The 15,810-nt window shown below is 68.2% G+C and carries 14 protein-coding genes; 6 read left to right on the forward strand and 8 right to left on the reverse strand.

The features are described 5' to 3' along the window. Positions 1-170 precede the first annotated feature (170 nt). On the forward strand, positions 171-2,588 hold the full coding sequence (locus tag ACFV0T_RS11105; RefSeq protein WP_385776843.1) for a SpoIIE family protein phosphatase: 2,418 nt from the start codon (positions 171-173) through the stop codon (positions 2,586-2,588). A 344-nt stretch (positions 2,589-2,932) separates the two neighbouring features. On the opposite strand, the gene ACFV0T_RS11110 is transcribed toward ACFV0T_RS11105, so the two are convergent. Next, positions 2,933-3,259, reverse strand: a complete 327-nt coding sequence (locus ACFV0T_RS11110) for a plasmid stabilization protein (protein WP_385776845.1) — start codon at positions 3,257-3,259, stop codon at positions 2,933-2,935. Positions 3,260-3,524: 265 nt separating this feature from the next. Continuing rightward, positions 3,525-4,424, reverse strand: a complete 900-nt coding sequence (locus ACFV0T_RS11115; RefSeq protein ID WP_385776847.1) for an alpha/beta hydrolase — start codon at positions 4,422-4,424, stop codon at positions 3,525-3,527. Positions 4,425-4,746: 322 nt separating this feature from the next. Here ACFV0T_RS11115 and ACFV0T_RS11120 point away from each other — a divergent pair, with 322 nt between their 5' ends. Both ACFV0T_RS11120 and ACFV0T_RS11125 read left to right on the forward strand, forming a co-directional pair. After that, positions 4,747-5,571 (forward strand): enoyl-CoA hydratase/isomerase family protein, encoded by an 825-nt coding sequence (locus tag ACFV0T_RS11120; RefSeq protein ID WP_385776849.1) that lies wholly within the window; start codon positions 4,747-4,749, stop codon positions 5,569-5,571. Between the two features lie 160 nt (positions 5,572-5,731). Continuing rightward, the gene (locus ACFV0T_RS11125) at positions 5,732-6,133 is read left to right on the forward strand and encodes a tautomerase family protein (RefSeq protein WP_385776851.1); all 402 of its coding nucleotides are present in this window, start codon (positions 5,732-5,734) and stop codon (positions 6,131-6,133) included. A gap of 314 nt (positions 6,134-6,447) precedes the next feature. Here ACFV0T_RS11125 and ACFV0T_RS11130 read toward each other — a convergent pair whose 3' ends face one another. Further along, positions 6,448-6,894, reverse strand: a complete 447-nt coding sequence (locus ACFV0T_RS11130) for a winged helix-turn-helix transcriptional regulator (RefSeq protein ID WP_385776853.1) — start codon at positions 6,892-6,894, stop codon at positions 6,448-6,450. Positions 6,895-7,355: 461 nt separating this feature from the next. Between ACFV0T_RS11130 and ACFV0T_RS11135 the strand changes: the two genes are divergently transcribed. Then, on the forward strand, positions 7,356-8,249 hold the full coding sequence (locus tag ACFV0T_RS11135) for a dihydrodipicolinate synthase family protein (RefSeq protein WP_385776855.1): 894 nt from the start codon (positions 7,356-7,358) through the stop codon (positions 8,247-8,249). Positions 8,250-8,416: 167 nt separating this feature from the next. Here ACFV0T_RS11135 and ACFV0T_RS11140 read toward each other — a convergent pair whose 3' ends face one another. The 3 genes from ACFV0T_RS11140 to ACFV0T_RS11150 form a co-directional block, all read right to left on the reverse strand. After that, on the reverse strand, positions 8,417-8,980 hold the full coding sequence (locus ACFV0T_RS11140) for a dihydrofolate reductase family protein (protein ID WP_385776857.1): 564 nt from the start codon (positions 8,978-8,980) through the stop codon (positions 8,417-8,419). Between the two features lie 333 nt (positions 8,981-9,313). After that, positions 9,314-9,469 (reverse strand): hypothetical protein, encoded by a 156-nt coding sequence (locus tag ACFV0T_RS11145; protein WP_385776859.1) that lies wholly within the window; start codon positions 9,467-9,469, stop codon positions 9,314-9,316. A 302-nt stretch (positions 9,470-9,771) separates the two neighbouring features. Beyond that, on the reverse strand, positions 9,772-10,233 hold the full coding sequence (locus tag ACFV0T_RS11150; protein WP_385776861.1) for a hypothetical protein: 462 nt from the start codon (positions 10,231-10,233) through the stop codon (positions 9,772-9,774). 377 nt (positions 10,234-10,610) lie between these two features. Here ACFV0T_RS11150 and ACFV0T_RS11155 point away from each other — a divergent pair, with 377 nt between their 5' ends. Beyond that, positions 10,611-11,456, forward strand: coding sequence for a hypothetical protein (locus ACFV0T_RS11155; RefSeq protein WP_385776863.1), 846 nt, complete (start codon positions 10,611-10,613; stop codon positions 11,454-11,456). A 10-nt stretch (positions 11,457-11,466) separates the two neighbouring features. Here ACFV0T_RS11155 and ACFV0T_RS11160 read toward each other — a convergent pair whose 3' ends face one another. Further along, on the reverse strand, positions 11,467-12,207 hold the full coding sequence (locus ACFV0T_RS11160) for a YitT family protein (protein WP_385776865.1): 741 nt from the start codon (positions 12,205-12,207) through the stop codon (positions 11,467-11,469). 130 nt (positions 12,208-12,337) lie between these two features. On the opposite strand from ACFV0T_RS11160, the gene ACFV0T_RS11165 reads away from it, so the two are divergent. After that, on the forward strand, positions 12,338-13,729 hold the full coding sequence (locus tag ACFV0T_RS11165; RefSeq protein ID WP_385776867.1) for a PLP-dependent aminotransferase family protein: 1,392 nt from the start codon (positions 12,338-12,340) through the stop codon (positions 13,727-13,729). A 339-nt stretch (positions 13,730-14,068) separates the two neighbouring features. On the opposite strand, the gene ACFV0T_RS11170 is transcribed toward ACFV0T_RS11165, so the two are convergent. Beyond that, the gene (locus tag ACFV0T_RS11170; RefSeq protein ID WP_385776869.1) at positions 14,069-15,691 is read right to left on the reverse strand and encodes a 4-hydroxyphenylacetate 3-hydroxylase N-terminal domain-containing protein; all 1,623 of its coding nucleotides are present in this window, start codon (positions 15,689-15,691) and stop codon (positions 14,069-14,071) included. Positions 15,692-15,810 lie beyond the last annotated feature (119 nt).

Genomic DNA, 15,810 nt, shown 5'->3' on the forward strand with positions numbered 1-15,810 from the left:
GGTTTCGCTCGGCGGCACGCGCCCGCTCCCCGCGAGCGCGGAGAAGGAGGTCAGGGTGTCGCGGGCCGACTACTGGTTGTCGTTGAGGAGGGCAGCAGGACCCGCGGTGCGGCCCGCGGCGCCCTGGGCGCCGCTTTGCAGGCGCAGGACAGCAGACCTAGCGTAGGAAAATGCCCGATTTCGACGCCGCGTCCGGTGCCGGTTCGGCGTACGGTAACGCCGGCGCGGCGCTGGCGGTCGTCGGTCGGAGCGGGGTGGTGACCCGGTGGACGGACGCCGCCCAGGAACTCCTCGGCCATCGGGCCGAGGAGATTCTGGGTCGACCGGCCGAGCGGCTGGCGGCTTCCCCGAGCGAGGCCGCGGGCTGGTTCGGCCGGGAGTGGTCGGGACGTACGCTCCTGCGCCGTCGTGACGGACGGACCGTGCGGGTGAGTCTGCGGGTGTCGGTGCTTCCGGGACCGGACGGGAGGGTCGACTGGCTGCTCTCGGCGCTCGGAGCGGCGGAATCGACGCCAGCGGTCTCGGTCGCGGAGAACAGTCCCTTTCCGACGGCGGTGTGGGACTCCGACCTGTGCATGGTGTGGCTGAACGCGGCCCTGGCGCGCGCCTACGGGCCCTCCTGGCCGGAACGGCTGGGCCGGCCGTTGGAGGAGTCGCCGCTGTACGCGGACACCGACCAGGTATCGGCGCTGTTCCGGCAGGTCCTGGAGAGCGGCGTACCGGTGATCGACCGCGAACTCGACCAGCGGGACCGTCGCTGGCCCCGCACCTACGCGCTGTCGGTGTTCCCGGTGGAGAACGCACGGGACGGCGAGCCCGGGGTGTGCTCCACGAACGTCGACGTCACCACCTCACGGCAGGCGCGTGAGCGGGTCACGCTGCTGAGCTGGGCGGGCACCCGCATCGGCACCACCCTGGACATCATGCAGACCGCCCAGGACCTGGCCGACGTGCTGGTGCCCGCGATGGCGGACTATGCGACCGTCGACCTCGCGGGCGCGGTCGAACTCGGTGACGAGCCCCTCGCCAGGCTCGGCACGACCTGCTCCGGGGCCGTCCCGGCCTTTCACCGCGGGGGTGTGGCGTCGATCCGCGACGGCATCCCGGAATCCCTCTGGGCGCGTGGCGAACCGGTCTTCGTCCCCCCGCACTCGCCCTTCATGGAGGTCCTGTCCACCGGGCGCTCCCATCTGGAGGCCGTCCTGGACACGTCGCCCGGAACCTGGGTGGACCACGACGCGGGCCGGCGCGAGAAGATCATCTCGCTCGGTATGCACAGCCTCCTGGTCATCCCCATCCACGCCCGCGGCGAGATTCTCGGCGTCGCGGTGCTGGTTCGTACGGAGACCCCGGTGCCGTTCGACGAGAACGACCGCATGGTCGCCGAGGAACTGGTCGGCCGGGCGGCACTGAGCCTGGACAACGCGCGCCGATACACCCGCGAGCACACGGCGGCCCTGGCGCTGCAACGCGACCTGCTGCCGCGCAATCCGAGCGGCGGGAATGCCTTGGACGTGGAGTGGCGCTATCTGCCGTCCGACCGGCGCGTCGGCGTCGGCGGCGACTGGTTCGACGTGATCGAGCTGTCCAGCACCCGAATCGCTCTGGTGGTCGGCGACGTCGTCGGCCACGGCATCAGCGCCGCGGCGAGCATGGGACGTATCCGCGCCGCGGTGCTCACACTCGCCGCTCTGGACCTGCCCCCCGCCGAGGTGCTGGCCCATCTCGACGACCTCCTCGCCCGCCTGGCGGCCGAGGACTTCGAATCGAAGGCCATGCCTCCCCCCATCAGCGGGGCCACCTGCCTCTACATCGTCTACGACCCGGTCACCCGACGGTGCTGCGCCGCACGGGCGGGCCACCCGCCGCCCGCACTCGTCGACCCCTCCGGCGCCGTCACGCTGCTCGACATCCCTGCTGGAGCACCGCTCGGTGTGGGCGGGCAGACCTACGAGGACGTGGAGCTGGAGCTGACCGAAGGCAGCACGCTCGTCCTGTACACCGACGGTCTCGTCGAAACCCGTGACCGTGACATCGACTTCGGACTGGATCGACTGCGCGACGCTCTGACCCAGCGGCCGGGAGCCTCGCTGGAGGACCTGTGCTCGGCGGTCGTCGGCACCGTTCCGGCCGGCGAGCAGGCCGACGATGTCATGGTGCTTCTGGCGCGGACCCGAGTCCTCGCTCCGGACCAGGTCATGGAATGGGAACTGGACGCCGACCCGTCCACCGTCGGGGGTGTCCGCGCGACGGCAGTGCGGACGCTGGTGGAGTGGGGTCTGGATCGACTGGCGTCCGTCGCCGAGCAGATCATCGGCGAGCTGCTGGCCAACGCGGTGCTCCATGCGGTGGGGCCGTTGCGGTTGCGACTGATCCGCGACCAGGTGCTGGTGTGCGAGGTCTTCGACAGCAGTCTCAACGTGCTGCGGACGGCCAGCGCCGGACCTGGCGACGAGGGCGGACGCGGCCTGGTGATCGTCGCCGCGCTGGCGTCGCGTCACGGCTTCCGGGGGACACCGACCGGCAAATGTGTCTGGGCTGAACTCCCGCTGCCACCAGGATCGGAGGCATCCAGTAACGGCATCTGAGCGGCGGGAACGCCGCGTTGGGACGGTCGAGCATTCGCGGTGACCGCCGCGACGGTCAATTTCTTCCTGGCACGTGCGTGTCGGCCCAGACGTCGCCCCGTGCGTCCCTCACGGCACCGCACTGCCGATCTCCTGTCACGCGGACATGCCGGTGGACGCCGTGTGCTGTCCGGGGAGGTTGGACCAGGCCGGGCCGGATGGTCTGCGCAACGCTGTGACCTGCGATGGTCGGGTCGTGGTCGGCGACCTGGCAGCTGTGGTCGGGTGTCGCGCAGACCTGTGTAGCGACGCACCGGCGGCGGTGCTTGTGACGAGCGTCGGCTGCCGAGCGACGAGACGAGTGATCAGCGGCCGAGGGCCGAGCGCAGCTCGTCCTTGTTCATGGCCGACCGGCCGGTGATGTTCTTCTGCTTGGCCTCCTCGTAGAGCTGGTCCTTGGTGGGACCCTGCGCACCGCTGCGGGAGTGTCCGCCGCCGTGTCGTGAGGAGGATTTCGAGTCTTGTGCCGACGTCTTGCCGGCCTGCTGCACCTCGCTGCGACGGGCGGGCTTCTTGCTGACCGCGCGCGCCGCGACCTCCTTCGCGAGCTGATCGGAGACGCCGTGTTCCATGGCGTTCTCCTTGATCTGTTCGTACTGCTGCTCGCGCCTCTTACTCGAACCCGTAGGCACGACGCCTCCTACCCTTGATCGGATTCTGTGAGTGGGGTGCACCCGGCGTTCCTGGAACTTCCGTCCAGGGCACCACGTGCGCATCTCCACTCAACGCCCGAAGCACACGGCTCGCCACGCGGGGAGACCGGCTCCGGGGCGGTGCTTCAGCTCCGGCCCCGGGAGGCGTGGTACTCCACCTCTGCCTCGCAGGTGTGGGGGCGCGGACGAGTCCAAGCCCAGGCGCGCCCCTGGGTCGCCCCGGCGGCAGGTCCCCCTGATCGGTCTACGCCTGGAGGTGAGTACGGAAGAAGCGGATGGCGGCGCTGGTACTCGTCTCGAAGCCGTCGAGATAGGGATCGAAGTGACCGCCGGGAATGAGGACCAGTTCCTTCGGTTCGAGGGCGTGCTCGTAGGTTCGCAGAGCCAGGTCGGTGGGTGCGACCGTGTCGTGGGTGGCTACCAGCATCATCAGGGGGGTGGGGGAGATCTGGTCGATCCAGTGGCCGGGGTCGTACGACCTGAAGCGCCGGTTGGACTGGATGGTGACGCGGTTCTCCCATAGTCCCTCGGGCGCGGTGTGCCCGAGGTAGAAGTTGATGGCGTCGGTGGCGCGGTAGGACGCGGTCGTTGAACTGTCGTCGCTGACGAATGCCTGGGTGGCCGGAGGCTTGCCCTGGGCCTGGGCGAGTTCGTCGGCGGCGAAGGACTCATCGAGCTGCCGGGTCAGGTGCGGCGGAACGCGTCGTCGGCTGGTCTCCGAGCCGCTGGTGGTGGGCACCTGGGAGTAGACGGCCTTGATCCTCCGGTCGGTGGCGGCCAGGACGAAGGCGTGTCCGCCGGCGTAGCTGGAGCCCCACAGGCCGATGCGGTCGCCGTCGACGGTGTCGAGGGTCTGAAGGTGGGAGATGACGCGTCGCCAGTCCTCGATCTGCTGGTAGGGGTCGATGTCGTGACGGGGGGCGCCGCCACTGTCGCCGAAGCCCCGGTGGTCGTGCAGCGAGACCGCGAATCCGGCTTCCGCGAGCTGTTGGGCGATGGGTTCGATGCTGTGGTACTTCGTGCCGCCGAAGCCGTGCGCCATCGTGATGGTGGGGTGGGGTCCGGAGCCGTCCGGGAGGAACAGCCAGGCGTGCAGCACGGTCCCGTCGGGAAGGTGAACGAGCTCGTCGGTGCGCTGGACCATGGTGATTCTCCTTAGGTGGTAGCGACCTTGCGGGATGGACGACGGCGGGGCGTCGATCGGATGTCCGTCGTGCGCGGAGCGACCCGCCCTGGCCCGGGCGGGCCACGAGTCGACGGCTCACTGCCCTCCCGGGGAACGCCGGGCGATCGTCGGCGCCGGGTTCGTCACCGCGGCGGCGTAGGGATCCTGGCGGGGCCCGGGAGGCGTCGAGCGGATCGGGGGAACTCCCTCAAGGTTCTGGTTGCATTTTGAAACCAGCGATGTCAGCCTAGAGTACGTTGCTTTCGTATTGCAACAGACATTCACTGAGGAGTGCTGACATATGCGCCACTACGAGACAATCCGAACAGAACTGAACGATGGCGTTCTGTGGGCCACGATCGACAACCCACCCCTCAACCTGATCGACGAGCGGTTCCTCGCGGACCTGATCGCGCTGCTCGACGACACGGAGGCCGACGGCAGCGCACGGGTGGTGGTGTTCCGCAGTGCCGACCCCGACTTCTTCATCCCGCACGTGGATGTTCGGCGGATCGCCGAGTACACGGCTGTCGCGGCGACATCCGGCGGCCCGGACGACATCAGCCTCGGCGCGCTGTACCGCCGGCTCAGCGAGGCTCGCCCCGTCACCATCGCGGTCCTCGAGGGCCGGGCCCGCGGCGCGGGGGCGGAGTTCCTCTACGCGTGCGACATGCGGTTCGCGTCCCTGGAGCAGGCCGTGATCGGCCAGATCGAAGTGGGCAGCGGGCTCTTCCCGGGCGCGGGGGCCGTCCAGCAGCTCGTCCGCCTCGCCGGACGCGGACAGGCCATGCAGGTGATCCTCGGATCGGACGACCTCGACGCGCGTGAGGCCGAGCGCATCGGCGTGGTCAACAAGGCACTGCCGGAGGGGGAGTTGACGCCGTACGTCGAGCGCCTCGCGAAGCGCATCGCGGGATTCCCGGAAGCCGCGGTACGGCTCGCGAAGCGCCGCATCAACGCGGCCGGTCTCCCGGCCAAGGAAGACGTGCAGGTCGACTCGGGCTTCTTCCAGATCCTGGCACGGGACACATCGAGTTCCGCCCGGATCGGTGCCCTCATGCAGCGTGGGATGCAGGAGCGATCGCGGACGGAACTCGAATTCGGCACGGCACTCGGCGAGCTTTGAGGCGCCACGGGCGGAAGATCCCGGCCGATCCCATCAGGGGTCCCGCGGGGAAGCCGCGCGCCTTGGTGATTCGCCGGACGGCGCGGCGGGTGCCCCGCCCGTCATCCGGCTGATCTCTCAAGAACCCGACCACGACACCGCACTTCCGAAGGAGCATGACATGCCCGTTTTCAACGCCCACATTCCGGCGAACCGCTACTCCCCGGAGCAGAAGCGCGCACTTGCCGACGCGCTCAACCAGTCGCTGGTGCAGGGGCTCGGAATCCCCGAGGGTGACCGCTTCATCATGATCAGCGAGCATGGCGAGGGCGAGTTGTCCCTGGATCCGACCTTCATGGGGATGCAGCGCAGCGGCGATGCCATGATCATCACCCTTCTCCTGGGTGCCCACCGGCCTCTCGAGGACAAGCGGGCAGTGGCCGCGGCCATCAACAGGCTGGTGGTCGAGGTGCTGGACGTGTCGCCCGACGATGTCTTCATCGCGCTGATCCCGGTCCCGAACGAGAGCTTCTCGTTCGGCAGAGGCGAACTGCAGCTCGCCGACGGCGCACCTCGCTGGTGATGTTCCCGGCCCGCGCCGCGACCGCAGCGCCATGCCCGCACCCTCTTCCGGCTGATTAGTGAGAGGCACGCGCGGGTCGAAGACCGCGGAGGGTCATGGTGCCGTGGGGCTACGACACCGTGCGCGCGAATGGAGCCATCGTGGCCGCTCCCGTGTCCGAGGTCAGGCGCCCGCCGCCGCGTGCAGGCCGCGACTGCCCGCCCGCTGCGCAGGAGCCGCCAGGCCGCCCGCCGGCTCCGCTGACAGCTGCGGGCGGCGTGGGAAGCCTGGTCGGGCGGCGGGGTGTGGAGCGGGTGCCGGCGTGCCGGGGCGGGTCAGGCGGGTTGACTACGGGTCTCGACGTCGTCCGGACCGAGGGCGCGGCCGTCATGAGCGTGCAGTTCGAGGCGGGCCACGGGCCGGCCGTCGCGCCTGTCGACGAGGCTGAGCCGCTCCTCGTCCGCGTCGAACAGGTTGGCCTCGCCCCACTGCCGCAGCGCGACGAGGGGCACTCGCAAGGCCTTCCCCTTCTCGGTCAGCCGGTATTCGGTGTAGGCGCTGCCATCGGATGCCGGAGCAAGCGTGAGCACCTCGCGCTCGACGAGCTTGGCCAGGCGGGCGCTGAGGATGTTCTTGGCACAGCCGAGGCTGCGTTGGAACTCGCTGAACCGCGTCATGCCGGACAGCGCGTCCCGGACGATGAGGAGCGACCACCAGTCGCCGATGTCGCTCAGCGAACGAGCGATGGGGCAGGAAGCCTCACTGAGGTCCGTCTTACGCACGTAAGCCTCCTCCCGAAGTTACTAGTTTCAGTATTAAACCATATGTCTTGGATGTGTGCTCGTGGTCGCTCTGCTTGAACGCGGACGGTTGCCGTGATACTGGTTTCATTGTGAAACATAATGATCGGAGCGCGGGTATATCGATTCGCGGGTGACGCCGAGGCCGGGTGGATCCACGCGGGCGACTGCCGGCGGACGTCCGTCGAGAGCAGCGATCGACGAATAGGCCGGGAGAAGGAGACCAGACACGGCGCGACGGCACCCGGGGTGCGCTCGGCCTGTCGGGCGCACAGTCCAGCTGGACCGACCTGCGGTGCGGACGCCGCAGATCCAAGCCCGCTGAAGGCGTACACGCCGCAATCATCCCGAACATCGCCTCCGTCACCTTCCGGCACCACACCCACGGCGACGCACGGCGGCCAACCGACCACCACCCGTTCTCACCGCTTCCGGGAGCCAACATGTTCCGCGGCCTCAGCGCCTTCCCGCTCACACCCACCGACGAGCAGGGCATCGACTACACGGCGTACGCCGCGCTCGTCGCTCGCCTCGCGGACGCCGGCGTGGACTCCATCGGCGCGCTCGGCTCCACCGGCGGCTATGCCTACCTCACCCGCGAACAGCGCGCCCATGCCGCGAAGGTCGCGGTCGAGGCCGCCGACGGAGTCCCTGTCATCGTCTCCATCGGCGCGGTGCGCACCTCTCACGTCCTGGCCCTGGCCGAGGACGCCCAGAAGGCCGGGGTGCGTGGGGTACTGCTCGCACCGGTGACGTATCAACCGCTCACCCAAGACGAGGTGTTCGGCCTGTACGAGGACGTCACCCGCGAGCTGTCCGTGCCGTTGTGCGTGTACGAGAATCCCCGCACCACCCAGGTGCACTTCAGCGACGAACTGCACGGACGTATCGCCCGGTTGCCGAACGTCGGCTCGATCAAGATCCCCGCGGTGCCCGACGACGCCGCTGGGGCCAAGGCCCGAGTCGACACGCTGCGCGCCTTGATCCCGGACACGGTCACCCTCGGTGTGAGCGGCGACTGGGCGGGCGTTCGCGGCCTGAACGCCGGGTGCGACGTCTGGTACTCGGTCATCGGCGGCATGTTCCCGCAGACCGCGCTCGCCCTCACGCGCACCGCCCAGGCCGGCCACGCGGAGTCGGCCATGGAGGCGTCCGACGAACTCGAGCCGCTGTGGGCGCTGTTCCGTCGGTACGGCGGCCTGCGTGTCATGTCCGCCGCCGCGTCCCACCTCGGCCTGACGAGGGAGCCGAACCTGCCGCGCCCGCTGCGCGGGCTGGACGAGGCCGCACGCGAGGACGTCGCCGCCACGCTGGCCATTCTCAAACTCACGGCCTGAGACGCCAGCCGCTTATCGATCACATGGTTGGTCTGGTCGAACTGGGTACCTGATCGGGTGATCGCGCGAGAGCCGGCGCACGACAGCAGGGGCACTGCGTGTCATGTCTCCGGCTTGCGCAGGCGCAGTGGCAGGTCCTCCGGGCGCGCGTTCGGCGGACGAGTCGTCTAGCGCGCCACGCGGTGGCGGAGGTAGACGACTCTTGAGCTGAAGGTGCGGGTCTCGACGAGTTCGAGATCCACCCGGCGCTCGTGCTGGGGGAAGAACGGAATGCCGCCGCCGACCAGCACCGGGTAGACCCTGGCCCGGTACTCGTCGATCAGACCCGACGCGGCCGCCTCGGCGGCGAGAGTCGCACCGCCGATCGCGATGTTGCCGTCCCCCGGCTCGGCTCGCCATCGCGCGATCTCCTCCGCCAGGCCGCCGGAGGCCAGGCGGGCATTGCCCTGCACCGCCGACAGCGTGGTGGAGAACACCACCTTGGGGAGCGCCCTCCAGACCGCGGCGAACTCGAGCGTCGAGAAGTCGAGCGACGGAGTCTGGTCGACGGTCTCCCAGTACAGCATCGTCTCGTACAGCCGTCGTCCCAACAGGTGGACACCGGCCTCTCGCACCTCGTCGGTAGCGAAGCGAAAGACCTCCTCGTCGGGCGGCGTCCAGTCGAAGCCGCCGTCCGGCCCGACGATGTAGCCGTCCAGTGAGACACCCATCGAATAGGTCACGCTGCGCATCAGAAGTCCTCCTCGGTGACGGGTTTCGACAGTACGACCGCCGGACGCCGCAGGACTCATCGCGGCTGGAGATCCCTCGCCTGAGAATCGGGCGGTCCTGCTCGTCGGAATCCTCGACGACCCCGCGGCGCGCGAGGACGAGAAGGGGGAAACTGAAGGTCCCTCCGGCAACAGCCTGTCAGTCCAGGCCCGCGCTCTCGGCTTGGGAAGTTCACGTGCTCTCGCGCCAGTTGCCCTACTGACCTGTGATCAAGGCGGGCGGCACCTGAAATGCTTGGCGTCGGGCCGATCACCGCGGCACCGGTTCTGGTCGGCTGTCGCCGAGGACGGCACTCAGCGCGCATGTTCCTGATCCGTGCCGGTCGTCGGCGGGACCACTCGAAGCTTCGCCATGGGCTGCACCCAGGACAGGTCCATGCCCTCGAGTTCGACGACGGCGCTCCAGCCGGGGGTCAGCTCGGTGAACTCCCCGAAGGGTTCTCGGTACATCCGGAGCACCCGGGCCGGGGGAGCCCCGTCATCCGGTGGGCTGTCCACCGGGAGCACCGAATCGCCGGGGAAGACGCTCCGCCCCACACTGATACAGCGGGCGTGACAGACCACCCTGTTCACCGAGTGCCGCTCGTACATGACTTCCACTCCCAGTAGTCCCACAAGCTCGGTACTACTCATGCTGAGGATGCCTCCATCCTTGGTCAGAACCCCTGGCCGGCCCCGTCGTCGAAGCAGAGCCAGGCGCCCAGTTCCGCCGCCGTCTTTTTACGACGCGCCGGACCTCGTTCACTGCACGGTCACGCGGGTATCCCGGGTGGCGCGTAGTGGTGCAAGTAGTCACGCAGCTGAGGCTCGAGTCCGGACAGGCCATTGTCGTTGAGGGCATGCCAGAGACGGTTCTCGATCCAGAACCGATGAGCGAACTCCTCGAACGAAGGTGCACACCAGAGGATTGCGGCCCTCTGCTCCTCCGGATCGTCGAGATCGGCCTCCGCCTCCTCCCCGTCGCGTCGTGCCTCGTACTCGTAGTCGAGATAGGAGTGCACCACGAACGCCTCACCCGAAGGACGGAGGTAGAGGTACCAGATGACGCAGTCCTGTTGATCACGCAGGAATCGCACGAGGAAGGCACCAGGCTCGACCGGACTGGGCAGGGGCTTCGAGATGTCGGTCCAGCAGCCGGTCACAGAGACGTCGTCCAGCGAGCAGCGCAGCTTCGAGTCGGTCTGGAAGGTGACGAAGTCCCGAGGCAGCGTCAAACCCTTGGCCGCGAGGCTCCGTGCGGGAGCGCCGTGACCCGTTCGGGAACTGGTTCGCCGGTACCACCGAGCCATTGAAAGGCGCCCGTGAACTCGGTGCAGTCGAGCGGTGGCAGGCTCTCGTAGGGGTAGTACTCGTAGGTGTAGCGGCAGGGCCGGTATTCACCCAGGTCGGTGGCACACCAAGCAGCGTCGAAGCCGACCGAGGACAAGTCGGACCCTGATCGTTCACCAGGCATCGGACCCCCATTGATCACCGTGAGTGGAGTTGTCGGCGTCAGCAACGCATCGCCTACTGACACTCCCTGCGAGGTGGGCCAGGCTGCTCCTCCCTGGTGAGGCGAACGTTGCCTGGTGTGGCGCTATCATGCGCTGCTGTGGGGGAGTCGAACGCCGTGCCGGCAGGGGTTGTTCTGGTCAGTGGCCGCACCCGGGTGTGGGTGGAGCACGCTGCGCTGCAGTGGAGGCACGGGCGTACGACCGTCACCGTGCCGGGGTCGCAGATCCGTGAGGTCACGGTCGAGGGACGGTCGCTGACCGTGGGTCTCTTCGAAGAGGGGCAGCCCGACGCGGCCCTGACGATCCTGCACCGTCATACGGCGGTGGTCGCCGCGCTCGGCGCCGAGATCGAAGCGATCGTGAGCGACGCGGGGGCTGCGGGCAACCCGCAGGCGATCCGGCGCGAGTCGGTGCGCGTATGGCCGCTGCGGGTACTGGCGGGTCTATGCAACCGGGTGCGAAACGGCAACCCCTGGTGGCGGCGCGCTCTGTGGTACGTCCTTGTGGGGCTTCCCCTGGCCGTGTGGCTGCCGGTGGAGCCCCGTCTTCTCGGCCCCGTCGCCTGGCTGCTGCTGCCGCCGGGCATCGCCTTGCTGCGCCTGTGTGCGGGCATGGCCGAGCTGGACACGCTATGGGTGATGTGGCGGCGAGGCATCACGGTTCAGGCGCGGTTCGAGTCCGACCCGTACAGCGAGGCCACCAGCGCCTACATCGTCCACTTCTGCACGCTGGAGGGCCGGAAGATCACGGCGCGCGGGCAAGTGCGAGGCCGCAGAGACGAGATTCGATACGACCCGCAGGACTCCTCGCGCGTGCTCGCGCCAACCCGTGTCGCCTGGCTGGGGATCGCCCTTGCCGCATTCCTTGCGACCGGTGTGTGGGGTGTCGTTCTCGGCCTCCCGGCGCTGTTCTGGCTGATCGGGCTGCTGGGACTGCTGTTCTAGAGATCCTGGTTCAGCTGCGGTGGCGGTGGCGGTGGTTGGCGGTCGAGCCCGGCCTTGGTGACAAGGCCGCCGATGAGGCCGGGACGGTACTGCATGCGTCTCGTTCACGATCACCGCTGTGCCGTGTGTGTTCAGGAGCCGCAGGAAGGGCGACCGCTACCAGCGGCAGAAAGCGGCTGACGAGAGGTCCCATGCACACTGCGATCAGCACGGTTCCCACCCCGACGGTTCCCCCCAGGAGCCAGCCGGCGCAGGCTACGGCGGCTTCGATGCCGGTGCGCACCGTGGCGAGAGGCAGGCGGGTGATCCGAACGAGACCGGTCATGATGCCATCGCGTGGCCCCGCCCCGAACTGTGCGCCGAGGTAGAGCGCGTCGAAGAACGCCAGCGCGACAAGGCCGACGGCGAGATATCCGAACGCGGCGAGTTGCCCAGGTGGGTGGGGGAGCACAGTCGCGGTGGCGTCGGCGGCGAACCCGACGATCGCCACGTTGAGGAGCGTGCCGAGCCCAGGCAGTTCCCGGAGGGGGATCCATGCCAGGAGCACAAGCAGCGAGATCAGGTTTGTCGTCCAGCCGAACGAGATTCCGAGGGACTTTGCTGTGCCCTCTGTCAATACGTTCCAGCTGGCCGCGCCGAGTCCGGACTGGACGAGCAGCATCACGGCGGCCCCGTACCCCATCAGACCGAACAGGAGCTGGGGGATCCGACGTGCCTTCCGGGGCGCCCGGATCTGGGCGAACGCGTTCATACGCGGTAGCACTGGTGGGTCGTGACGAGCTGGGGCGGAGGTGTGTGCTGTGGAAGCAGGAGGTGCCATACGGCGAGTCTCCGGGCGATCTGGACCCTGATTCCATAGCCAGATGAATTATGCTGGTCTGGTGAAAATCAGCTCGCACGCAGTGGCACGGATGCTGGGGACGTGGCAGGAAGGGCCGGGGCCGGCGCATCAGCGTCTCTCCGACAGGCTGCGTCTGCTCATCCTGGATGGACGCCTCTCCCTCGGTGCGGCCCTGCCGAGCGAGCGCGACCTGGCTTTCGCGCTCGGCACCAGCAGAACCACCGTCGGGGCCGCATTCCGCACGCTGGTCGAGCACGGATACCTCGCCACACAGGCGCGTACCAGGGCGACGGTGCGGCTGCCCGACGACACCACGGCCGGGCACCCGGTCCGCACCGGCACGGAGACCATCGACCTGTCCTTCGCCGCGCCGGCCGCGCCCGTCGAAATCCTCCACGCCGCGTTCGCGACGGCCCTCGAACACTTGCCACGACATTTCGAGCGGCACGGCTACGACCGGTACGGCACCGCGGAGCTGCGCGAAGCGGTCGCCCAGTGGTACCAGCGGCGAGGCTTGCCCACCGACCCCGATCACATCCTGATCACCAACGGCGCCCAGCACGCGCTGGCGCTTCTGGCGCGCCTGCTCCTGTCGCCACGTGACAAGGTCCTCATCGACCACCCGACCTACCCACACGCGATCACGGCATTCACTGAAGCGCGCGCCCGGCTTCTGCCCGTCGCCGTGACATCGTCCGGCTGGGACATCGAGCAACTCCATGCGGCAGGGCGAGCCGCGAACCTGGCCTACCTGATTCCTGACTTTCACAACCCGACTGGGTTGTACATGCCCACGAGGGTCCGCCAACAGCTCAGGCTCGCCTGTCCCACGGTCGTCGACGAGACCATGACCGATCTGGCTCTGGACGTTCCGAGCCCGGAACCCCTCGCGGTGCACATGCCGACAGCCATCAGTATCGGCTCGGTGTCCAAGAGCATCTGGGGCGGCCTCCGCATCGGTTGGATCCGCGCGCTGCCCTCTCTCCTGGAACGCGTCGAACAAGCGCGTCCCGCCACAGACCTTGGCACCCCCGTCGTCGAACAGCTCGCCACAGCCGTCCTCCTGAACGAGCACCGGACCCAGCGGTCCGACACCCTGCAGCAACTCAGATCGCAACGTGACGCCCTGCGGCAAGCACTCACCGAGTACCTACCGGACGTCCACGCCCTGCAACCTGCCGGCGGTGTGACGCTATGGGCGACGTTCCCCGAGCCCATCAGCTCGCGGCTGGCAGCCATCGCGCCTGACCACGGAGTGACGATCGCGGCCGGGCCACGATTTGGGATCGGAGGCGCGTTCGAACGCAACATCCGACTGCCGTACACGCTCCCATCCAGCCAACTGGTCCAGGCGATCCGCAGACTCGCCCAGGCAGAACAGGCACTCGTGCACGGCGCTACCGGAAGTCATTCCCCCGCACCCGTCGCATGAGCGTCGACAGGGTCATGACCCGCAACATCCAGGGACGTGCCCCGTCACGAACAGCCAGGGAATCGGTTGCGCTTGGCCGAACACGGTCGGCCCTCTCCCCACGGTGTGGAGAGAGGGCCGACGGCGGCTCGGGCGGGCGGCGTACTGGGTGGCGCCCACGACGTCGCGAACGGCCTGGTGGTGAACCGGGAACGCATCGGACGGCTGATGCGCCAACACGCCGTCCAGAGACGGAGGCTGAAGCGCGTTCATGGACGGCCTCCTGCATCGCCGCCGGGCGAAGCACGCTGCCGACGTGCCCGGCCCGGGGAACTCCCGGGCCGGGCACATCGGTGGAAATCACGCGTCCTGGGTCTTGATGTAGTCGGGCTGATCCTTGTCGTCCAGCGAGAAGCCCTGGTTGGCATCGGTGGCCCGAGCGCGCGCGGGTACGGGGGCGACAGGAGCTGCCGAGGGGAACAACGCCTCGCGCTCGGCGACGACGCGTGCGGTCATCTCGTCGGAGGTGCCGAGACCGATTGCCTCGCGGGCGAGTTCGGTGATGGAGCCGCCGGGGTCGGTCGAGATGCGCTGCATCGTCAGCAGTTTGATGAGGAACAACGGCGTGCCCTGGAACCTTTCGAACGACTTGAAGCGTCCAGCCCAGTCGCTGAGGAACCGGTCCTGCACGAACTTGAAGAGTCGCACCTTGTCGTGTGCGCTCATCGTCGTGCCGTGGAACATCTCCAGAAGCCTGGTGCCGATCCCGGGAACCTCGAAATCCTTGACGCTCGGCGACAGCACCGCTGAGCGCCCGCACATCTCGACGATCTTCTCCGTCAGCCGGTTCACGTTCTCCAGGTAGTGTGCGCGGCCGAAGTCGTAGAAGATGTTGTTCGGCTTGCACAGTCCCCTGGGCGTCACGAACGCGGTCGTCTCCGATGCGATGGTGAAGGCGCGCAGTGTCTCGTGGAAGCGGACGAGGTCGGCGATGTCGGATCCCACGACCGGGTGCTGAAGCGTTCCCGTGGTCTGTGCGACCAGAACCGCCAGTCCGGTCATGAGCTCCGCGTTGACGATCATGTGGTGCAGGGTGTCGGCGTGCTCGAAATCGAACGTACGCTGCGCGTACAACCTGGAGTGATCGACGTTGCCCAGGTGGTAGACGTGCTCCCACGGGATGAGGACGTCATCGAAGTACGCCATGGAGTCGAGCTCGTCGCCGAGGCTTGACAGAGGCCGTTCGAAGCCGGACTCGGCGGATGTGGCGTTGGAACGGCGTCCCACGTGCGTGACCTTCGGGTGGTTCACCGGCACGCTCGCCCAGATGATGTGCTCCGGTTCTGTCCCGGGCTTCACGATGTTGCCGAGCAGAATCGTGTCGGCGAATATGACCGCGGTGGAGACCCCCTTCCAGCCCTCGACCACGATGCCTTCGTCATTGCGCTCCTTGACGCGGAGCATCGGGTTGCGCGCGGCCGCCCCGGGGTCCGAGCGGTCCCGCTGCACGTCGTTGAGCAGGGGCACCGTCCAGAGGTCCGCGTCGCGGTTGGCCTCGAAGTCGGCGACGATGTTGCGGGCGAGGTCGACGTGCGCGGGCGTGTCCTTGGACAGGTCGGCCCACGGGGCGGTGTCGTCCACGAGGGCGTACCAGTTGCCGTTGTTGCTCTGGGGGAGGCGGCCGAACGCGCCGCCGGCAAAGCTGCGGATCACCTGGTTGGCATAGTCGCGCCGTCGTTCGAGGTCGTGCTGGTCTCGCGGATACAACCAGCCGATCGGGCGTCGCGTGCCGTCCTCGTCGACGAAGGTCAGGGAGTCCTGGTTCTCGGGCTCGTGATGCAGGTCGTAGAAGTGAGCGGCCTGCGCGACGTACCCGCGGGTCAGGGGGTGCGTCGTCACATCGTCGATGCGCTCACCGTCGATGTAGACGTTACGCCCGTCGCGCAGAGATTCCAGGTACTCGGAACCGGTCCTCATGGTCATGCCTCCAGTTGTCCAGGAACGCGGCTCATCGTCGCGGTCACGGTGTTAACCAGCCGCGAAGGGGGTGTTAGCTCGGTGTCCAACCTCGATCCTGCATGAGGGTTCGTCAGTTCACCGAC

It is taken from the genome of Streptomyces sp. NPDC059582, assembly GCF_042735715.1.
In the GTDB taxonomy this organism is placed as follows: domain Bacteria; phylum Actinomycetota; class Actinomycetes; order Streptomycetales; family Streptomycetaceae; genus Streptomyces.